The following is an 18550-nucleotide window of genomic DNA, read 5'->3' on the forward strand; positions in this document are numbered from 1 at the left end:
TCTACATGTTTAATTTGGGAGATCATGTGTATTCCCTTTGTACAAAGAGTCACCTCTTTGCTTTAAAGAAACACTTACGGCTGTGATCTCTTTTTTGATCAGCCGGGAGGCATCCGCCGAAAATTCGATAACCTCCATCCTCGTCAACTAAGCATCTTTCGTCCGATCGCTTAGTTCGGGCGCTATAATTATAAGAGAGTTTCTGAACATCTACCCTGCCTTTCCTGATAGAATAAAAATCCAGTAACACAAGGATGATTGTACTATAAGGTCTGACCTCCGTCAATCACAATTTAGCTGGTGATCCCTTTCAAGAAAGTGAGACCTCCATACACTATATGCGATGAGGCTTGTCACGTTCTACCTTTGATGTGCTCTCCTATGTATGAAGACACAGTAAATTGCCCTCGCCTATAAGATTCGTACAAAACCATCCATTTATGACGTTTATTCGAAAAAAAGCAAACCGCTGCTAGCGATTTGCTTTGATATCTATTACTCAATACCCATTTCTTCCTTCACAACAGCCGTAATTCGAGTCACATATTCATCACATAGCTCTTTTGTTTTCGCCTCTGCCATGACACGTACAAGCGGCTCTGTTCCAGATGGACGAACAAGAATACGGCCGTCACCGTTCATCTCTTTTTCAACCTCTTGAATTACTGCTTTTACTTTTTCATTTTCTTCTACTTTATATTTATCAGACACTTTCACATTCACTAGAAGCTGCGGGAATTTCTCCATTTCAGCTGCAAGCTCTGACAATGTTTTCCCTGTTGCTTTGAGTGTGTTGACAAGCATGATTGCAGAAAGCATGCCATCACCTGTCGTATTGTAATCAAGGAAAATCAAGTGGCCTGATTGCTCACCGCCGACATTATACCCATCCTTTTTCATCGCTTCAACCACATAGCGATCACCAACAGCGGTTTGGATGCTCTTAATGCCTTGTTTCTCAAGCGCTTTATAGAAACCTAGGTTACTCATGACCGTAGAGACGACCGTGTCATCCTTTAATCGACCTTCGCCCTTCAAATAACGTGCACATATGTACATAATTTGATCGCCGTCTACAATATCACCTTTTTCATCGACAGCAATCAGACGGTCACCGTCACCATCAAACGCAAGACCAATATCTGCACCCTTCTCCTTCATAAAAGCAGAAAGCGCCTCTGGATGAGTTGAGCCTACACCATCATTGATATTCAATCCGTTTGGTGATGTTCCCATTGTGGACACATCCGCATCTAAATCCGCAAATAAATGTGTCGCTAGAGAAGAGGTTGCACCGTGTGCACAGTCAAGCGCCACGTGAATACCTGTGAAATCCTCGTCTGCTGTCTGCTTCAAGAATTGCAAGTATTTCTGACCGCCTTCGAAGTAGTCATTTACTGTTCCAAGATCCGCTCCAACTGGGCGTGGCAATTGATCGACCGGCTGATCCATCAGCTGCTCAATTTCATTCTCCTGTTCATCAGACAGCTTAAAGCCGTCACCGCCGAAGAATTTAATTCCGTTATCTTGAACTGGATTGTGAGAAGCAGAGATCATGACACCCGCTTCTGCGTCCATTGCTTTCGTTAAATAAGACACTCCAGGTGTTGAGATCACACCCAGACGCATTACTTCAGCCCCAATTGAAAGTAAGCCTGCAACGAGCGCTCCTTCTAACATATGACCGGATACACGTGTGTCTCGCCCAACGAGTACCTTTGGACGTTCTTTATCCTTCGTGAGCACATAGCCGCCAAATCTCCCAATTTTAAATGCGAGCTCTGGCGTTAATTCGCTATTCGCCACACCCCTTACACCATCAGTTCCAAAGTACTTGCCCATGTTTCAATCGCTCCTTTTTTACCATTCAAGAGGACGCTTCGTCCTCTTTTTTATCTTCTTTGATCCGCTGTCTTTGACTTGATTCTTTCTTTGCTTTATCTTGCGTGGATTCTTCTTTGCTTTTCTCTTCCTGATCATCGTCATCAGAAGATGGCTTCTTCTGATCATTTGTAGACGCTGGCTGATCTTCTGTCTCAGTAGAAGTCAATTTCACTTTGACCTTTGATCTCGATAATGTCCACGTCACATTTTGAGGACCGTTCACTTGAATTGTGACCTCATGTGTTCCTTCGTTCAAGTCCCCGACATTGATATAGGCTTCAACATCTGAAGCCTTTAGTTTATCAATCGCACTCTTTGATCCCTTTGCTGTTAACGTAAGCCGTCCAGAAGATGGGCTCACAAAATCAGAGGTGAGATCCTTGCTCAGACCTACGACAGAAATTGGTACATTATCGATCTTTTTTTCTTGAGCTGTAGCAACCTTCACTTTGATCTTCACCGTTTCGGGTGATACCTTTTTCACACCATCTGGCAGGGGAATATCGGCATCAATCTCCGTATCATCTTTGATCTTGCTTAGGTCCAGCTTGACGCCATCAATAAAATCAAGCGAATCCAGCACTTTTTGAGAGCCGTACACTGTGACCTCACTCGGGCTTGTCTCAATACTTGAGATACTGATCCCATCCGGCAAACTGCCAGTCCGCTCTATTTTAAACGGAACCTTTTTGCTTGGACTTGAGATGGGAACTGTAATATTCACAACAGACGGACTCAATTCGACTGGCAGCTCATTCCCACTGCTATCATACACAGTGAGCTTCGCTTCCTTTTCAATTTGCTGATCGACATCCTCTAGGTTCACAAATGCTTTAATGACAGAAATTTTGTCGATCACGTCTTTTGAACCTGTGACTGTGACTTTTTTCGGATTCACAATAGGCTGTTCAGGTGAATAGCCGTCTTTGATTTTATTTTGATTATAAAATTCGGTTTCAACAGGAAATTCTGCTGTTGTTTTTTCTTGTATCGTCACCGTCGTCACAGATGGGTTGATCGATAGCGTGAGTCCCTTTGATACATCTCTTGCCTTCAGCTCCACTTTATGAGTACCTGTGGATAAATTCTGCATATCTGCATATATTTCAAAGTTCTTTGTTTGTCTTGCTGTTTTCACAGCACTCGTTGACCCTTTAATCGTCACATTGACTGTTTGCGGCACACCAGTGACGACGTACTTCTCGTCATCATAATACGCTTTAACAGGAATATCGGTTAAGGTCGCTTCATCTGTCGTCGATGTTGGGAAAAAGGATTCACCGATTTTTTTCGGCGTGGGCGCTTGCGCTGAATTGACTGCACCATACAGCAATAAAGCGAAGACCAATGCAAAAAGCTTTACGGCCCAGCGATTATTCAAAATCTTATCCATTTTTCTTGCCCCTCCAATACCATTTGGTCGAGGAAGCATCTTTGCTGTTCTTACTAAATTCAGCAATCAGCATTTCTTCAAGCGCTTCTTCTGTCAATTCTCGGTGGAGATCACCATTTCTCGCGACAGAAATGCCGCCTGTCTCCTCAGAAACGATGACGGTCAAGCTGTCTGTCACTTCGCTAATTCCGACTGCCGCCCGGTGACGCGTCCCTAGTTCCTTAGAGATAAAAGGACTTTCTGACAGCGGTAAATAACAAGCGGCAGCTGCAATCTCATCACGCTTCATAATGACAGCACCGTCATGAAGTGGTGTATTTGGAATGAAAATATTAATGAGCAGCTCTGAACTCACCTTTGCATTCAAAGGAATTCCAGTCTCTATGTAATCATTCATCCCAGTATCACGCTCAATTGTCAGCAGCGCGCCGATTCTGCGTTTTGCCATATAGTTAATTGCTTTTGTAATTGCCTCGATCGTTTTCTGCTGCTGTTCCTCTACAGGTGTCCCGCTTCTTGAGAAGAAACGGCCGCGCCCAAGCTGCTCAAGCGCTCTCCTTAGCTCTGGCTGAAAAATAATAATGATCGCAAGGAATCCCCACGTAATCGCTTGATCCATCAGCCATTGAAGTGTGTTAAGACCGAGATACGCACTTCCCATCCTGACGAGAACAATGACCACAATTCCCTTTAAAAGCTGAACCGCTTTTGTTCCGCGGATGACCATCATTAATTTATATATCACATACCAAACAACGAGAATATCAACAGCATTACCGAGGTACTGCAAAATAGGAATATCCCCTAAAGCCATTTCCTCGTCCTCCAGAATTTTCAGTTATTCTTCGTTTGATGCATTTTTGATAAAAAAAGAGCCTATGTGTAAATACATAGCGTGGCTATTATATCACATTTTGTTTCAGCAAGGAAAACAGTTGCCATATATGGCTGGCCTGCTAGCTCGCATACATTCTGACCTATAATATAGAAAAAGAGCAGCCCCTAAAGAGACTGCTCTCGACCCGTATAATTACTTTTGCTCCTCTGGTCCAATGACCCGCATCACATTTTGTGCTGTAGATTTCATTTTGTACCAAATCCAATCAAACACTTCATTAATTTCATTAATTTGACCAGTGACTTGTCCGGCAGAAGCAGTCAGCTGTTCCCCATTGACGACGGTGACATTTCCATCAACCTTGCCTTCTACAATCAGCTTGCCATTTTTGACAGTGACATCACCTTTTACGGTTTCCCCTTTAGGTACGGTCACTGTATCATTTACAACGACGAGATTCGGCTGCTTCGACACACTGAAATTATGATCCGTATTCCAGCTTGTAAACAGACTGCCTCCCATCAAAATGAGAAAGAGGGCAGCGGCCACCATCAGCGGATGAGCTTTGATCCATCTTTGAACCGACACACGCTTTTTTTCCTTTGGAAGACCTGCCATCACCTTTGCAGTGAAATCAGTCGGTGCTTCTATATGAGATGTACTCTGCACAAGCGCGATGGATTTCTCAATTTGTTGAAAATGAGTACGGCACTCCTCACACGATTGCAGATGGCTTTTTAATTCTTTTTCGTCTTGGGGCTCAATGTCCCCGTCTAAATACTGATGCATAAGCAGGACGATTTTTTCCTGACAACTCATCAAAATCACCTCACTCAAAGGTCTCTCAACTGTTTCCGGAGAGCCTCTCTACCCCTGTGTATTCTCGTTTTCACCGTACCAACAGGTATATTTAGAATCTCACTAATTTCTTTTAACGAGAGTTCATCAATATACTTTAATACGATGACCGAACGATATTTATCGGGTAATCTTAGAATTTTTTGCTGAATGGTACTCGATAATTCAAGAGACACCACCTCTTCCTCTGGCAAAATGCCATCAGCAGCAATTTGAGAATACATATTCAATCCTTCTGTTCCTGCCACCTCTGCATCTAAATAATAATCCGGCTTTTTTTTGCGAATACGATCGATGGTCAGGTTGGTTGCAATGCGGTACAGCCACGTAGAAAACTTACGATTCACATCAAAGCTTTCAATATTCACATAGGCACGAATAAACGCCTCCTGTGCAATATCCTCTGCTTCGTGTGCATTCCCAAGCATACGGTAGCACAGCTGATAAATTTTGTCTTTATACAGGTCTACGATGTCTGCAAATGCGTTCTGGTCGCCTTTTTTCACTTGCTTAATTCTCTTTTTAATCATTGTGTCCATAGTATATTCAACCTCTGCCTTCACCGGTCTTTATGTATACGAACCTCTTTCCAAAAGGTTTCATTCTCCTCTAAAAAATAGTGTAACAAATTTTTGACAGCGTGTTACGCATATCCACTGGTAAAAACCTTAATATATCCTTAAATTTTCCGAAAATAAAAAAGAACGGGAACAAATCCCGCTCTACAATAGCTTTTCGCCCATTAACGATCCAATTAATGCAACAGCTGCTTCGGCTGTTTTATTTTTTTCATCCAAAACCGGGTTCACCTCAACAAATTCAGCTGAAGTCAAAATACCGGCTTCTTCTAAAAGCTCCATAGCAAGATGACTCTCCCGGTAGCTAATGCCGCCTGCCACAGGAGTTCCTACACCAGGACACTCGGCTGGATCTAATCCATCTAAATCAAGAGACAGGTGGACACCATCTGTTCTTTCCTTTAAATATGCAATCGCTTCCTCCATCACCCTTGTCATCCCTAAACGATCTATTTCATGCATCGTATACACTTTAATGCCTTTATCTCTAATCAACGCCCGCTCTCCTTCATCTAAGGATCGAGCACCAATTAAAACAACATTCTCAGGCTTCAATTTTGGAGAATAGCCGCCAATATTCGTTAAATCCGCATGGCCAAGGCCAAGACTGACTGCAAGCGGCATACCATGTATATTTCCAGAAGGAGAGGTTTCCTCTGTATTTAAATCACCGTGTGCATCATACCAAATGACACCTAAGTTTTCATAGTGCTTCGATACCCCCGCAAGTGTGCCAATGGCAATGCTGTGATCACCGCCTAAAATGAGCGGGAATGAGCCTGATTGCACAATACTGTCAACCTTCTCAGCCAGCAGCTGATTCGCACCAGCATTCTCCGTTAAATTCTTTAGCTTTTCACTTGTATATAAACCTTTTTCATCATCTCTTTGTTCAACCGGGATATCCCCGAGATCCTCCACATCAAATGAAAGCGATTCCAATTTTTCTTTTACGCCTGCACACCGAATCGCACTTGGTCCCATATCGACGCCCCTTCTCATTTGACCCAAATCCATCGGAACCCCGACAAGCGTGACCTTCTTTTGATCTCCCATATGTACATCCCCTTTCCGTTCATGCTTATATTTTACTTTCTCGGTGCCTTCTGACTCAACTCAACAATATTTTGAATAGTTATACATTTCGCCTGCCAACATAAAAAAAAGACACCTTTTTGAAAAAGGTGTCTTAACTGGGCTAGCTGGATTCGAACCAACGCATGACGGAGTCAAAGTCCGTTGCCTTACCGCTTGGCTATAGCCCAAGAATGGTGGAGGGGGGCGGATTCGAACCGCCGAACCCGGAGGGAGCGGATTTACAGTCCGCCGCGTTTAGCCACTTCGCTACCCCTCCACATATGAAATTGATAAAGAAAAAACAGTGCCGGCAAGAGGACTTGAACCCCCAACCTACTGATTACAAGTCAGTTGCTCTACCAGTTGAGCTACACCGGCATATGGTGGAGGATGACGGGCTCGAACCGCCGACCCTCTGCTTGTAAGGCAGATGCTCTCCCAGCTGAGCTAATCCTCCACATCAATGGTGACCCGTACGGGATTCGAACCCGTGTTACCGCCGTGAAAGGGCGGTGTCTTAACCGCTTGACCAACGGGCCAATTTGTCAAGTTTGACTGTTTCCGTGAAGCTGACAAAAGTTATTATATACAGGTTGTCCCCCTTTTGTAAAGGGGATTTTTATTTTTTTTATTTTCTAACTATTTACCTTTGATTAGCACCACTTTTTCACTGAAATATAATTTCAGTATTTAAATATAATGTTGAAATTTCATATCATACTGAATATACTGAAAATGAAGAAATAAGGAGGAATGTCGCATGCAGCCATCTCAATTGCGTTCTTTGACAACAGAATCAAGAAATCCTAACACAATGGGAATATCACAAGCAGATCCACTCGAAATGCTCCAAATGATTAATGAAGAAGATATGAAGGTCGCTCAAGCAGTCAACCGTGTCCTACCACATATCAAAACAGCAAGTGACTTCGCCTATGAATCCATCTCAAATGGGGGCAGACTCGTTTATTTAGGAGCCGGGACAAGCGGCAGACTAGGCGTGATGGATGCTGTCGAATGTCCCCCTACCTATAGCGTCTCACCTGATGTGATTGTCGGCATCATGGCAGGCGGAGACTCTGCTTTTTCACATGCTGCCGAAGATGTGGAAGACAGTGAAGAAGCCGGCAAACAGGATTTAGTACACATTCGCCTGACATCAAAAGATACAGTCGTCGGTATCGCCGCCAGCGGTAGGACACCCTACATCATCGGCGCTTTAAACTACGCTAAATCCATCGGCGCAAAAACAGTAGCCCTCAGCTGTAATGAACAAGCAAAAATTAGCGAACTGGCAGACTGCGCCATTGAAGTCATTGTAGGACCTGAAGCCATCACCGGGTCAACACGAATGAAAGCCGCATCCGCTCATAAAATGATTTTAAATATGCTCTCCACCTCTGTCATGATCAGACAAGGAAAAGTATATGAAAACCTGATGGTTGATGTAAAAGTCAGCAATCATAAATTAAAAGAACGCGCCATCACCATCATTCAACATGTGACAAACGCTACCTACGAACAAGCCGTGAAAACGCTTGAAGCGGCAGACTTAGAAGTCAAAACTGCCATCGTCATGCTCCAAACAAACACAGATAAGAAAACAGCCAAGGATTTGCTCAACAAAACGAATGGTCATATCGACAAAGCCATCTCACACCATCAATCCTAAAGGAGGCAGAGCTCATGTCAGCAGGTGGACTCACCCTACTACACACAATGAAAGCAAAGCTCCCCCAATCTGAAAAAATCATTGCAGACTATATCCTTGCCCATCCTGACAAAGTCATTAAAAGCACCGTACACGAGATTAGTCAGGCAGCCGGTGCAAGCAGCTCTGCAGTCATCCGCCTTTGTAAATCTCTCGGTCTAGATGGCTATCACGATTTAAAAATGCGAATCGCTGGAGACTTGATGCATAACGATAAACAAGGCTACCGTGATATCGAACAAGATGAACCAATTCAGTCCATTATTCAAAAAACAGCAGGAAACTCGATTCAATCGATTAAGGATACTGCTTCTATTTTAAATGCAGATGCGTTAGAAAAGGCTGTTCAATTACTGCTGCATGCAAACCAAATCCATTTTATCGGCGTCGGTGCATCTGGCATCGTCGCAGCGGATGCCCAGCAGAAATTTCTCAGAATCAATTATGCAGCGACTGCCTTCACTGACATGCACATCGCATCAACGGTTATCGCAAATGCAGGAAAGAATGACATCGTGTTCGGTATATCCTTTTCAGGAGAAACGTTAGACATCATTCAAGCCCTTCAGCTCGCAAAAGACAATCAAGTCAAAACCATTGCCTTGACGCATCCAGGTCAAACAAGCGTTTCTGCCTTATGTGACGTTCACCTATCGACGTCCGGTTCCAATGAAGCACCTTTTCGCAGTGCAGCCACTTCCTCTAGAATGGCACAGCTCTACTTAATTGATGTCTTGTTCCTCAGCTTAGCTTCCCGTCAATATGAAGAGACAGCGCAATATATTGACAAAACAAGACATGCCATCCGCTCCATGAAACGAAAAACAAAGGGGGATTCAACATGAGTCATCAAACGAAATATCAGCAGTTGGCGAAAGACATTCTTTCTCTCTGTGGTGGTTCTGAAAACATTTCTTCCCATACACATTGTATGACGCGTCTCCGAATTACACCGATTGACAATGAACAAGTTCAGATCAATGCAATCAAAGAACTCGATGGCGTCATTGGAGTCGTCGAGGCAGAAACGCTGCAAATTATCTTAGGTACTGGTGTCGTCAACCAAGTATCAAGTGCATTTGAACAACTGCTAAATGCCTCTGGCTCCTATGATTTAAACAACGAAGCACAAAAAAACAAGCAAGCCATTTCACAAAAGAACCGCACACCGTTCAAGCTGTTCTTGCGACGAATTGCCAGCATTTTCATTCCTATCATTCCAGCACTCGTTGCATCAGGTCTTATTACAGGGATTACAAAAGCAATCGTGCAAGCGGGCTGGCTTGATGAAAAATCTCAAGCGGCGATCATTTTAACCGTTATTGGTTCAGGCTTGTTCGCATATCTCGGTATATTAGTCGGAACAAATGCCGCAAAGGAGTTTGGGGGCTCTCCTGCATTAGGCGCATTAGCTGGAATCCTCATTATTAACCCAGCCTCCGCAGACATTATGCTATTTGGCACAAATATTCTACCGGGCAGAGGCGGACTTATCGGTGTTCTTCTAGCCGCCATCTTTATGGCACTTGTGGAAACAAGAATCAGACGCTTCGTCCCGCAATCACTTGATATCATCGTCACACCAACCATCACACTACTTATTACAGGCATTTTTACGTACGTTGTCTTCATGCCAGTCGGCGGATTTATATCGGATGCCATTACCTCAGGATTAACTTATCTATTAAATATGGGCGGAATCTTCGCTGGATTTGTTCTTGGTGCGACCTTCCTTCCACTTGTTGTAACAGGACTTCACCAAGGACTGACACCGATTCATATGGAACTCATCAATTCCATAGGAGATGACCCGCTTTTGCCGATTCTCGCTATGGGCGGTGCAGGACAGGTAGGTGCCGCATTCGCCATTTATATGAAAACAAAAAAGAAAAAACTCAAAAGGGCCATCGCCGGTGGACTTCCTTCAGGGATGCTCGGCATTGGTGAACCACTCATTTTCGGTGTCACACTCCCACTAGGACGACCATTTCTCACCGCTTGTCTTGGCGCTGGAATCGGCGGAGCATTTCAAGCCTACTTCCAAATTGCAACGAAGGCGATTGGTGTATCAGGTCTCCCATTAACCTTTATTGTTCACGCACATCAAATGCTTCTTTACTTAATCGGACTCTTTATTGCATATGTCGCTGGATTTATTTTCACATACTTATTTGGTTTTCATGATGATATGGCTGTTGAATTTGAGGAAAAATAAGCAATAGGAGGTCTAACTCTTGAAGAAATACTTTCTCTTAATAACAAGTCTGCTCATGCTCCTTGGATTACCAGCACAAACATTTGCAACTAGCTCCCATCCTGTATCGTCTTTGTCTAAAACAGCACCTGAAGAATATCCCGTCTTAAAAAAGGCAAAACGACCGGAACAAGTTGGTTTTTCTTCTAGGCAGCTTAGGAAGGTTGATCACATGATTCAAAACGATATCAAAGCAGGGTTTCCAGGAGCCGCACTCATCATCATCAAAGACGGAAAAATCGTCCATCAAAAAGCCTATGGCTACAGGCAAAAATACGAAGGCACAACGGAACTCAAATCCTATAAGAAAATGAAAAAGAACACTCTGTTCGACTTAGCATCCAACACCAAAATGTATGCGACCAACTATGCCCTGCAAAAGCTTGTCTACGAGAAAAAACTGAATGTGAATGAAAAAATACAAGCCATCCTGCCAGATTTTAAAGATGAACCAGATGCAAAGGTAACCGGCAAAGATCAGCTCCGTGTAAAAGATCTTCTGACCCATTCTGCCGGACTCCCTTCCAGTGTTTTATTTTATAGCAAAGAAGCAGCCGGTACCTTTTTCTCTCAAGATAGAAAGACAACGATGAAATGGCTGCCGAAGGTGCCTCTGCAATACAAACCAGGTACCCAGCACATTTATAGTGACATTGATTACATGCTGTTAGGCATGATCATTGAGAAAAAAACAGGCATGCCTCTTGATCAATATGTAGAGTCGACAATCTATCGGCCGCTAGGTCTCAAACACACAATGTTCAATCCACTGCAAAAAGGATTCAAACCGAAGCATTTTGCAGCAACCGAACGTTTAGGTAATTCGCGAGATGGTGTCATTGATTTTGAAAACATTCGCAGATACACCCTGCTAGGCGAAGTCCATGATGAAAAAGCATTCTACTCAATGGCAGGTATCTCTGGTCATGCTGGACTTTTCTCTAACATATCAGACATGGCCGTGCTGCTCCAACTCATGCTGAACAAAGGAGGCTATGGAAAAACAACCATCTTTGATCAAGCTTCTATCGATCTCTTTACAGCCTCTTCTGATACAAACCCAACATACGGGCTAGGCTGGCGAAAAAACGGTCATACTGACATGGAATGGATGTTTGGAAAATATGCAAGTAACGAAGCCTATGGACATACTGGCTGGACCGGAACGATGACATTGATTGATCCAAAACATAATCTAGGTATCGTCTTGCTGACAAATAAGAAACATTCGCCTGTCGTTTCACCTGAAACCAACCCAAATCAATTTGAAGGTGACCTTTTCCCAACTGGCACTTATGGAAGCATCATGACCGCCATCTACGAATCTTTTAAGTAAAAGGAGGAATTCGATGTTAAAAGCACTTTTCCCCGCTGCTTTGGTTTTAGCTCTGCTAACCTCTTCCATTCCAACGGAAAAGGTTAGCTCTGCCCCTCTTTCAACCGCAAAACAAATGGTACAAAACATGTCTTTGGATGAAAAGATAGGTCAAATGCTTATGCCAGACTTTCGTAATTGGCAAACAAAAGATGAATCCGCACCTACAGGCTTAACAAAGATGAATAAAGAAGTATCCCATCTTGTAGAAAAATATCATCTAGGCGGTGTCATCTTATTTGCGGAGAATGTCGTTGATACGAAACAAACCGTCAAACTCACCCATGAATTTCAAAAAGCATCACCAAAGATTCCATTACTCATTTCAATTGATCAAGAAGGTGGAATCGTCACAAGATTACAAAAGGGAACACATTTCCCAGGAAATATGTCGATTGGTGCCTCTAGAAGCACGAAAAATGCATACGACACAGGGAAAATCATCGGTAAGGAATTAAACGCACTAGGGATCAATACAAACTTCTCTCCGGTGCTAGATGTGAATAATAACCCAAACAACCCCGTCATTGGTGTCCGTTCCTTTAGCTCTGACCCTGCCCTTGTCACAAGGCTTGGCCTTCAAACCATGAAGGGACTTCAAAAGGAGAAGACGATTTCGACACTAAAGCATTTCCCGGGACATGGTGATACAGCCGTCGATAGTCACTACGGCTTGCCGCTCGTAGAACATGATCTAGATCGTTTAAAAAAAGTTGAACTCTATCCATTTCAACAAGCCATCAACGCTGGTGCGGATATGGTCATGACCGCTCATGTTCAATTTCCCGCCATTGATGATACAACATATAAAAGCAAAAAAGATGGCGAGGACATTATGGTTCCAGCAACCTTATCGAAAAAAGTCATCACACACTTATTAAAAGAAGAGATGGGCTTTCAAGGTGTTGTCGTAACAGACGCCCTAAATATGAAAGCGATTGCAGATAACTTCGGACAGGAAGAAGCCGTAGTGATGGCCATTAAGGCTGGCGTCGACATCGCCCTCATGCCAGCACCAGTCACCTCTCTTAAAACTGAGAAAAACCTTGAGAATGTGTTCAATGCTGTAAAACAGGCAATTGTAAAGAAAGAAATTCCGATGTCTCAAATCAACGAATCTGTTGAAAAAATTCTTCAATTGAAGATCAAACGAGGCATCATTTCTTCCAAAAAACCTATCACCCTTGAGAAAAAAATCAAAAAAGCCACTCAAGTCGTTGGGAAAAAATCGCACCGGAAAGCAGAACAAAAAATGGCGCGTGAAGGGATCACCCTGCTTAAAAACAACGATAAGACCCTACCCTTCAAGCCTAAAAAGAATGATAAAATCTTGGTCATGGCACCTTACGAAGATCAAACAAAAGCCATGTCTGTCACAATTGACTCTCTGATCAAACAAAAAAAGATTAAACCTGTACGTATCCAATCATATGCTTTTGCGGATAAGACCTTCAACAAAGAAACAGCCAGACTCATACAAGATGCTGACTATGTGATTACCGGCTCATACGTTGTCCAAAATGATCCAGCTGTGAATGATGGTGTGATTGATGACAATGTACAGGACCCGAAAAAATGGGCTACTGCTTTCCCGCGTGCTGTCATGAAAGAAGCTGCAGCACAAAACAAAAAAATGGTCATCATGAGCCTAAGAAACCCTTACGATGCTGCAAATTTTGAGGAGGCGGATGCCTTAATAGCTGTTTACGGTTTTAAGGGCTACTCAAACGGACAATTCAACCAGCCAAATATTCCTGCTGGGTTAGAAGTTATATTTGGCACTGCATCACCTAAAGGCAAACTGCCTGTAGATATCCCATCTGTCACTCATCAAAATCAAACCCTATATCCATTCGGCTATGGACTCAACTTGAAAGGGAAACAGATCAAATAGGAGGGATTCTCTTGAAAAAAACAGCAAGCTTCATACTCGCAAGCATTCTCATTATGAGCACATTGACCGCCGCCTCCCCCGCAAGCCAAGAACGAACAGATACAAAAGGAAAAAAGGCAGCAGTCAAAACAGGGATTGAAACACTACTCTCAGGCAACCTTTCATGGTTAAAAGGGAAAAGGGTCGGCCTCATTACGAACCCAACTGGTATTGATGCAAATATGAAAAGCAGTGTCGATCTCCTATTTGAGCATCCAAATATTAAGCTTACTGCTCTATATGGACCTGAACATGGTGTGCGCGGCGATGCACAAGCAGGAGAAGGCGTCGAATCCTATACCGATGAAAAAACAGGTCTTCCTGTTTACTCCCTCTATGGAAAAACAAGAAAACCAACGCCTGACATGCTCAAAAATGTAGATGTCTTGCTGTTTGATATCCAAGATGTTGGCACTCGTTATTACACCTATATTTACACGATGGCCTATGCGATGGAGGCCGCTAAAGAAAACAACATTCCCTTTGTTGTCCTAGACCGTCCAAACCCTATTGGCGGACTAAAAGTAGAAGGCCCTGTATTAGAACCTGAGCACGCTTCATTTGTAGGGCTCTATCCAATACCATTAAGACATGGGATGACTACTGGTGAACTAGCAACATTCTTTAACAAAGAGTTTCATATCAATGCTGATGTCACAGTCATCAAAATGAAAAATTGGAAGCGTTCCATGACGTTTGATGACACGAAGCTACCGTTCGTCCTTCCTTCACCTAACATGCCGACAGTGGATAGTACCTTTGTATATCCCGCCACAGGATTAATTGAAGGCACAAATGTCTCTGAAGGCAGAGGAACAACAAAACCGTTCGAGCTCATTGGCGCTCCGTATATCAATAGCAATGAGCTAGCAGATCATCTAAATCAATTAAAACTAAAGGGTGTGAAATTTAGACCCGTATCATTCACCCCCACTTTTTCTAAACATGCAGGGAAGCTATCACACGGTGTGCAGCTATACGTCACAGACCGCTCTTCATTCGAAGCGGTAAAAACAGGGTTATCCATCATTAAAGCCATACATGATTTATATCCAAAAGACTTTGAGTTCCTTCAAACAGGCAGCTTTGATAAACTCATCGGGAATGGTTGGATCAAAGAAGAAATCAACCAAGGTACTTCTGTCAAACACCTCATGAAGCGTTATCATCACGACCTCAAATCGTTCGAAAAGAAACGGAAGAAATATCTCATCTATTAATTCGCAAAAAGACCTCCATTTCATAGGATGGAGGTCTTTTCATGATAAAGATTTAGTCACAGCAGGTGCTTTCAGCTCAAATCGATTGAGTAAAAAACCAAACAAGGCAGCAAGTACTTGCTGAAACAGCATGCCAATCACAACAGGGACAGCAACAGCAGGCGGGAAAAAGCTAATAGCAAGCACAGCCCCAGCACTAATATTTCTCATGCCGCCTGTATACACAATGGCCACAATTTCCCCTTGAGTACATTTCATCACCTTTCCAATCAACCACGCAAAAGCATACCCACTCATCGCAATGAAAAAGACAGTCGCTGCTTTGCTAAAAAATGCAGCATCCAGTTCACGCAAATATGGGGCGACAACAGAACTGTTAATCGATACGACAACAAACAAGCCTAATTTTGAAAAAGGAGCCAGGGTCTGACTCATTGTTTTCGTCACCGATGGCTTTGCATACTGACGAACAAGCATCCCTAAAATAGAGGGCAGCACCACCATACCGAACAGCCCTTTCATGATCGCCACCATGTCCATATGGACCTGTGTACCGACGAAAAGTGACAAGCTTACTGGAACAATCAATGGCGAAAGCAATGTATCAATTAAAATGATAGATAGCGTTAACCCGACATTCCCTTTATACATCGCCGCCCATATTAAACTAGACACACCTGTCGGAATCACCATCGCAAGCGTCAAACCGGTGATCGTCATAGAATCGCCCGCAAATATCAAATGCCCCGCTGACCAAGCATAAAGAGGCATCAGCACATGCAAAATCATAAACGATAAAATCAAAGGCAATGGGTGCATTACCGTATGCTTTAAAGCCGAAAAAGTAGAAGACAAACTCCCTGCAAAGGTCATAACAGCAAATACCCATGGCACCAAAAACGTAAAATCCTTTAAATAGGCCGCCAATAAAACACCGAATAACACACTAATAGGTGTAATAAGCGGCATCATCCGGCCGAGCACTTGGTTCAAACGCACAAGCATGCCGGCCACCCCCATCCTTCACTTTCTTACCTTTTCTATTGTAACAAACAGAAAGAACTTATTAAGAACCATTCGCCTGTTTCACAAGATTTCGACTTTGTGTATCCATTCCAACTACGTCTACTTGTACGCCAGTTGCTTGATACTTTTCCTTTACACGTTCTATCGCTGGAGATCTTTCCCTGATGAACACTTGGATGAAGCGTCTTTTAGAACGATCAATAAAATGAAACATCGAACTGAATAAAGACAAACAAAAAAACCCCTATATAAAGGGGCTTTTGGTTTATTAACGTAATAATTGAAGTACGTTTTGTGGCTGTTGATTCGCTTGTGCAAGCATAGCTTGAGAAGCTTGAGAAAGAATGTTGTTCTTAGTGAATTCACTCATTTCTTTAGCCATGTCAACGTCACGAATACGAGACTCAGCAGCAGTTAAGTTTTCAGCAGATGCACCCAAGTTGTTAATAGTGTGCTCTAGACGGTTTTGTACTGCACCAAGTTTTCCACGTTGTGCAGATACTTGGTTAATAGCCGCATCAACAATACTTAGTTGAGTATCAAAACCAACATCAGTAGCATCTGCTGCATTATCAGCAAACTTTCTTACATCGATGTCTTTAATAGCTTGATTCGCTACAATCCCATTAGCATCTTTAACTCCCAATGCATCTGTACTCATTTTATCAATATGAACTGAAATTTGTTGAGTTGCGTTAGCACCGATTTGGAACACTAAAGCATTACCACTTGCTGGGACTGCAGGTGTACCGTTATCATCTGGATCATCTGGATCTCCCGGGATTGCCGGTGTTCCTGGGGTTCCTTTAAACGTACCATCTAATAATTTTTTACCGTTAAACTCTGTACGATTTGAGATACCATCTACTTCTTCTTGTAAAGCTTCAATTTCATCTTGGATAGATTGAAGGTCAGACTCTTTATCCTGCGTACCAGTGTTTCCAGCTTGAACCACTAGTTCACGTACACGTTGAAGGATTGAGTGAGTTTCAGTCAATGCACCTTCAGCTGTTTGGATAAGAGAGATACCGTCTTGTGCGTTTTTAGAAGCCATTTCTAATCCGCGGATTTGTCCACGCATTTTTTCAGAGATGGCAAGACCTGCTGCGTCATCTCCTGCACGGTTGATTTTGAGACCAGAAGAAAGCTTCTCCATGTTCTTTTGGCTCGCACCGTTGTTTGCAGATAAACGGTTTAAAGTGTTAAGTGCTGCGATGTTGTGGTTAATTCTCATTTCTTATTACCTCCATGTAATTTTTTTCGAGAGCTTATCTGTTAAGTCCATTTGGATGAGAAGCTCTTCCTTAGAATTTCCGATTTCTAAGGCATGTGTATAGTAGTAACGCAGAGCACCTTTTGGCTCTCTAACTTTACTACCATATGTAACACCAGTTATGGCAATAATCATGAAATCTCCTTCTATTGATGCTCACCATAACAATGAGTATTGTGTTACCTACTATAGACAGACCTACCACATATTTTAGTTTGTGGAAATTATTAATTTCACAAATTCGACACATTTAGCAAGCATATAAGGATGATAAAATTTAACCAACTGCATTTTATGGAATATTAAGTAAAATGAAAATAATATATTACGAAAACAGGAGGAGAAACATGATTAGTGTAAAATCGTGTGGAAACAACACTTTTTCGTATACACTAGAATCACTCGATAAAGTAACAGAGAAAAGAAAAAGGATTTTAAGAGAAGGATTCACTTCAAAAGAAGAACAATGAAAGTTGCGAAAGCAAAAGAATTGCAACTCCACGGATTTTCAAACGATGAAAAATAAACATCAAAAAAGCCCCTATTCTCTATGGTCAGGGGCTTTACTTTTTTCATTTTTTCAATGCTTTTTGAAGAGCTGCTTTTGTTTTCGATCCGTTCCATCTCTTATGTGGCACAACGTTGGCCAATGAAATGCCTTGCTCTGTCATCAGCTGGACGAATTAGCATTGTGCGTTCTCTCAACTACCTTTTCAAATTTAAATACATGGTGGGAGCGATTCGTAAAAAGGCACGATATAAGAAAATTCATTAGCATGATATGTGTCATACTCATGCTAATATGCTATTAAATCAAATCGGCAAAATGCCTGGGTTTAATATCAAATCTGTCTCTCAGCGTTTAGGTCATGCGGAAGCTATAACAAACTTATTGCAAATTCGATAATTGGCCCCTAATTTGTCCTCAAGCAATTAAAAAAGGACATAAAAAAAAGCCTTCTCATCATCGAGAAACCTTGTCAGATCAACATTTAGAGGAAAGCTTCCAAGCGGGCTCGAACCGCTGACCTCTTCCTTACCATGGAAGTGCTCTACCTACTGAGCTATGGAAGCATGGCTCCGCAGGTAGGACTCGAACCTACGACCGATCGGTTAACAGCCGATAGCTC

At 42.7% G+C, this 18550-nt stretch carries 17 protein-coding genes and 6 tRNA genes; 7 read left to right on the forward strand and 16 right to left on the reverse strand.

Features of this window, described 5'->3' with window-relative positions; genetic code table 11:
* Window positions 1-495: 495 nt before the first annotated feature.
* The 11 genes from glmM to QRN39_RS01600 form a co-directional block, all read right to left on the reverse strand.
* Window positions 496-1842 (reverse strand): phosphoglucosamine mutase, encoded by a 1347-nt coding sequence (glmM, locus tag QRN39_RS01550; protein ID WP_044139154.1) that lies wholly within the window; start codon window positions 1840-1842, stop codon window positions 496-498.
* A gap of 25 nt (window positions 1843-1867) precedes the next feature.
* A complete protein-coding gene (locus QRN39_RS01555) occupies window positions 1868-3277 on the reverse strand; it encodes a CdaR family protein (RefSeq protein ID WP_137055135.1) in 1410 nt (469 codons plus the stop codon).
* Complete coding sequence (gene cdaA / locus QRN39_RS01560; RefSeq protein WP_003217057.1) at window positions 3270-4091, reverse strand: diadenylate cyclase CdaA; 822 nt, start codon at window positions 4089-4091, stop codon at window positions 3270-3272. The genes QRN39_RS01555 and cdaA overlap by 8 nt, the downstream gene beginning before the upstream one ends.
* Before the next feature lie 216 nt (window positions 4092-4307).
* Window positions 4308-4934: an anti-sigma-W factor RsiW gene (gene rsiW, locus QRN39_RS01565; RefSeq protein WP_034664492.1), complete on the reverse strand. Its 627-nt coding sequence runs from the start codon at window positions 4932-4934 to the stop codon at window positions 4308-4310.
* A 14-nt stretch (window positions 4935-4948) separates the two neighbouring features.
* Complete coding sequence (sigW, locus tag QRN39_RS01570) at window positions 4949-5512, reverse strand: RNA polymerase sigma factor SigW (protein WP_034664426.1); 564 nt, start codon at window positions 5510-5512, stop codon at window positions 4949-4951.
* Window positions 5513-5695: 183 nt separating this feature from the next.
* Complete coding sequence (rocF, locus tag QRN39_RS01575; protein WP_050943445.1) at window positions 5696-6607, reverse strand: arginase; 912 nt, start codon at window positions 6605-6607, stop codon at window positions 5696-5698.
* A 137-nt stretch (window positions 6608-6744) separates the two neighbouring features.
* A tRNA-Gln gene (locus QRN39_RS01580) sits at window positions 6745-6816 on the reverse strand.
* 4 nt (window positions 6817-6820) lie between these two features.
* Window positions 6821-6905, reverse strand: a tRNA-Tyr gene (locus QRN39_RS01585).
* A gap of 28 nt (window positions 6906-6933) precedes the next feature.
* Window positions 6934-7006 (reverse strand) — tRNA-Thr (locus QRN39_RS01590).
* A gap of 3 nt (window positions 7007-7009) precedes the next feature.
* Window positions 7010-7085: transfer RNA gene (locus QRN39_RS01595), tRNA-Val, on the reverse strand.
* Window positions 7086-7092: 7 nt separating this feature from the next.
* Window positions 7093-7167, reverse strand: a tRNA-Glu gene (locus QRN39_RS01600).
* Between the two features lie 221 nt (window positions 7168-7388).
* Here QRN39_RS01600 and murQ point away from each other — a divergent pair.
* Genes murQ through QRN39_RS01630 form a run of 6 tightly spaced genes read left to right on the forward strand, consistent with a single transcriptional unit; the run spans window position 7389 to window position 15121 of the window.
* Window positions 7389-8300: an N-acetylmuramic acid 6-phosphate etherase gene (gene murQ / locus QRN39_RS01605; RefSeq protein WP_284905933.1), complete on the forward strand. Its 912-nt coding sequence runs from the start codon at window positions 7389-7391 to the stop codon at window positions 8298-8300.
* Window positions 8301-8314: 14 nt separating this feature from the next.
* On the forward strand, window positions 8315-9184 hold the full coding sequence (locus QRN39_RS01610; RefSeq protein WP_050943449.1) for a MurR/RpiR family transcriptional regulator: 870 nt from the start codon (window positions 8315-8317) through the stop codon (window positions 9182-9184).
* Window positions 9181-10554, forward strand: a complete 1374-nt coding sequence (locus tag QRN39_RS01615; protein ID WP_106066606.1) for a PTS transporter subunit EIIC — start codon at window positions 9181-9183, stop codon at window positions 10552-10554. The genes QRN39_RS01610 and QRN39_RS01615 overlap by 4 nt, the downstream gene beginning before the upstream one ends.
* Before the next feature lie 19 nt (window positions 10555-10573).
* Window positions 10574-11929, forward strand: a complete 1356-nt coding sequence (gene pbp4b, locus QRN39_RS01620; RefSeq protein ID WP_284905937.1) for a penicillin binding protein PBP4B — start codon at window positions 10574-10576, stop codon at window positions 11927-11929.
* 13 nt (window positions 11930-11942) lie between these two features.
* Window positions 11943-13862, forward strand: a complete 1920-nt coding sequence (locus QRN39_RS01625; RefSeq protein WP_212046757.1) for a glycoside hydrolase family 3 protein — start codon at window positions 11943-11945, stop codon at window positions 13860-13862.
* Between the two features lie 11 nt (window positions 13863-13873).
* Window positions 13874-15121, forward strand: a complete 1248-nt coding sequence (locus QRN39_RS01630) for an exo-beta-N-acetylmuramidase NamZ family protein (protein ID WP_284905940.1) — start codon at window positions 13874-13876, stop codon at window positions 15119-15121.
* 39 nt (window positions 15122-15160) lie between these two features.
* Here QRN39_RS01630 and QRN39_RS01635 read toward each other — a convergent pair whose 3' ends face one another.
* The 4 genes from QRN39_RS01635 to QRN39_RS01650 form a co-directional block, all read right to left on the reverse strand.
* Window positions 15161-16126: a bile acid:sodium symporter family protein gene (locus QRN39_RS01635; RefSeq protein ID WP_050943457.1), complete on the reverse strand. Its 966-nt coding sequence runs from the start codon at window positions 16124-16126 to the stop codon at window positions 15161-15163.
* 61 nt (window positions 16127-16187) lie between these two features.
* Entirely contained in the window at window positions 16188-16379 is a 192-nt protein-coding gene (locus QRN39_RS01640; RefSeq protein ID WP_284905943.1) for a hypothetical protein, read from the reverse strand.
* A gap of 36 nt (window positions 16380-16415) precedes the next feature.
* A complete protein-coding gene (gene hag / locus QRN39_RS01645; RefSeq protein ID WP_212046753.1) occupies window positions 16416-17381 on the reverse strand; it encodes a flagellin Hag in 966 nt (321 codons plus the stop codon).
* A 6-nt stretch (window positions 17382-17387) separates the two neighbouring features.
* Window positions 17388-17555 carry a hypothetical protein gene (locus QRN39_RS01650; protein ID WP_212046752.1) on the reverse strand — a complete coding sequence of 56 codons (168 nt, stop codon included), beginning with the start codon at window positions 17553-17555 and terminating at the stop codon, window positions 17388-17390.
* Window positions 17556-17767: 212 nt separating this feature from the next.
* Between QRN39_RS01650 and QRN39_RS01655 the strand changes: the two genes are divergently transcribed.
* Complete coding sequence (locus QRN39_RS01655; protein WP_284905947.1) at window positions 17768-17890, forward strand: hypothetical protein; 123 nt, start codon at window positions 17768-17770, stop codon at window positions 17888-17890.
* A 531-nt stretch (window positions 17891-18421) separates the two neighbouring features.
* Here the strand turns inward: QRN39_RS01655 and QRN39_RS01660 are convergent.
* Window positions 18422-18494: transfer RNA gene (locus tag QRN39_RS01660), tRNA-Thr, on the reverse strand.
* Window positions 18495-18550: the final 56 nt, after the last annotated feature.

The organism is Bacillus sp. lyk4-R2A-2, assembly GCF_030209735.1.
In the GTDB taxonomy this organism is placed as follows: domain Bacteria; phylum Bacillota; class Bacilli; order Bacillales; family Bacillaceae; genus Bacillus; species Bacillus pumilus.

What these genes read in the sequence shown, in the direction of transcription:
- QRN39_RS01655 (WP_284905947.1), top strand. Translation starts at nt 17,768, where the DNA reads ATGATTAGTGTAAAATCGTGTGGAAACAACACTTTTTCGTATACACTA.
- QRN39_RS01635 (WP_050943457.1), bottom strand. Translation starts at nt 16,126, where the DNA reads ATGCTTGTGCGTTTGAACCAAGTGCTCGGCCGGATGATGCCGCTTATT.
- QRN39_RS01555 (WP_137055135.1), bottom strand. Translation starts at nt 3,277, where the DNA reads ATGGATAAGATTTTGAATAATCGCTGGGCCGTAAAGCTTTTTGCATTG.
- QRN39_RS01625 (WP_212046757.1), top strand. Translation starts at nt 11,943, where the DNA reads ATGTTAAAAGCACTTTTCCCCGCTGCTTTGGTTTTAGCTCTGCTAACC.
- QRN39_RS01615 (WP_106066606.1), top strand. Translation starts at nt 9,181, where the DNA reads ATGAGTCATCAAACGAAATATCAGCAGTTGGCGAAAGACATTCTTTCT.
- sigW (WP_034664426.1), bottom strand. Translation starts at nt 5,512, where the DNA reads ATGGACACAATGATTAAAAAGAGAATTAAGCAAGTGAAAAAAGGCGAC.
- glmM (WP_044139154.1), bottom strand. Translation starts at nt 1,842, where the DNA reads ATGGGCAAGTACTTTGGAACTGATGGTGTAAGGGGTGTGGCGAATAGC.
- rsiW (WP_034664492.1), bottom strand. Translation starts at nt 4,934, where the DNA reads ATGAGTTGTCAGGAAAAAATCGTCCTGCTTATGCATCAGTATTTAGAC.
- QRN39_RS01650 (WP_212046752.1), bottom strand. Translation starts at nt 17,555, where the DNA reads ATGATTATTGCCATAACTGGTGTTACATATGGTAGTAAAGTTAGAGAG.
- cdaA (WP_003217057.1), bottom strand. Translation starts at nt 4,091, where the DNA reads ATGGCTTTAGGGGATATTCCTATTTTGCAGTACCTCGGTAATGCTGTT.
- QRN39_RS01610 (WP_050943449.1), top strand. Translation starts at nt 8,315, where the DNA reads ATGTCAGCAGGTGGACTCACCCTACTACACACAATGAAAGCAAAGCTC.
- hag (WP_212046753.1), bottom strand. Translation starts at nt 17,381, where the DNA reads ATGAGAATTAACCACAACATCGCAGCACTTAACACTTTAAACCGTTTA.
- murQ (WP_284905933.1), top strand. Translation starts at nt 7,389, where the DNA reads ATGCAGCCATCTCAATTGCGTTCTTTGACAACAGAATCAAGAAATCCT.
- rocF (WP_050943445.1), bottom strand. Translation starts at nt 6,607, where the DNA reads ATGGGAGATCAAAAGAAGGTCACGCTTGTCGGGGTTCCGATGGATTTG.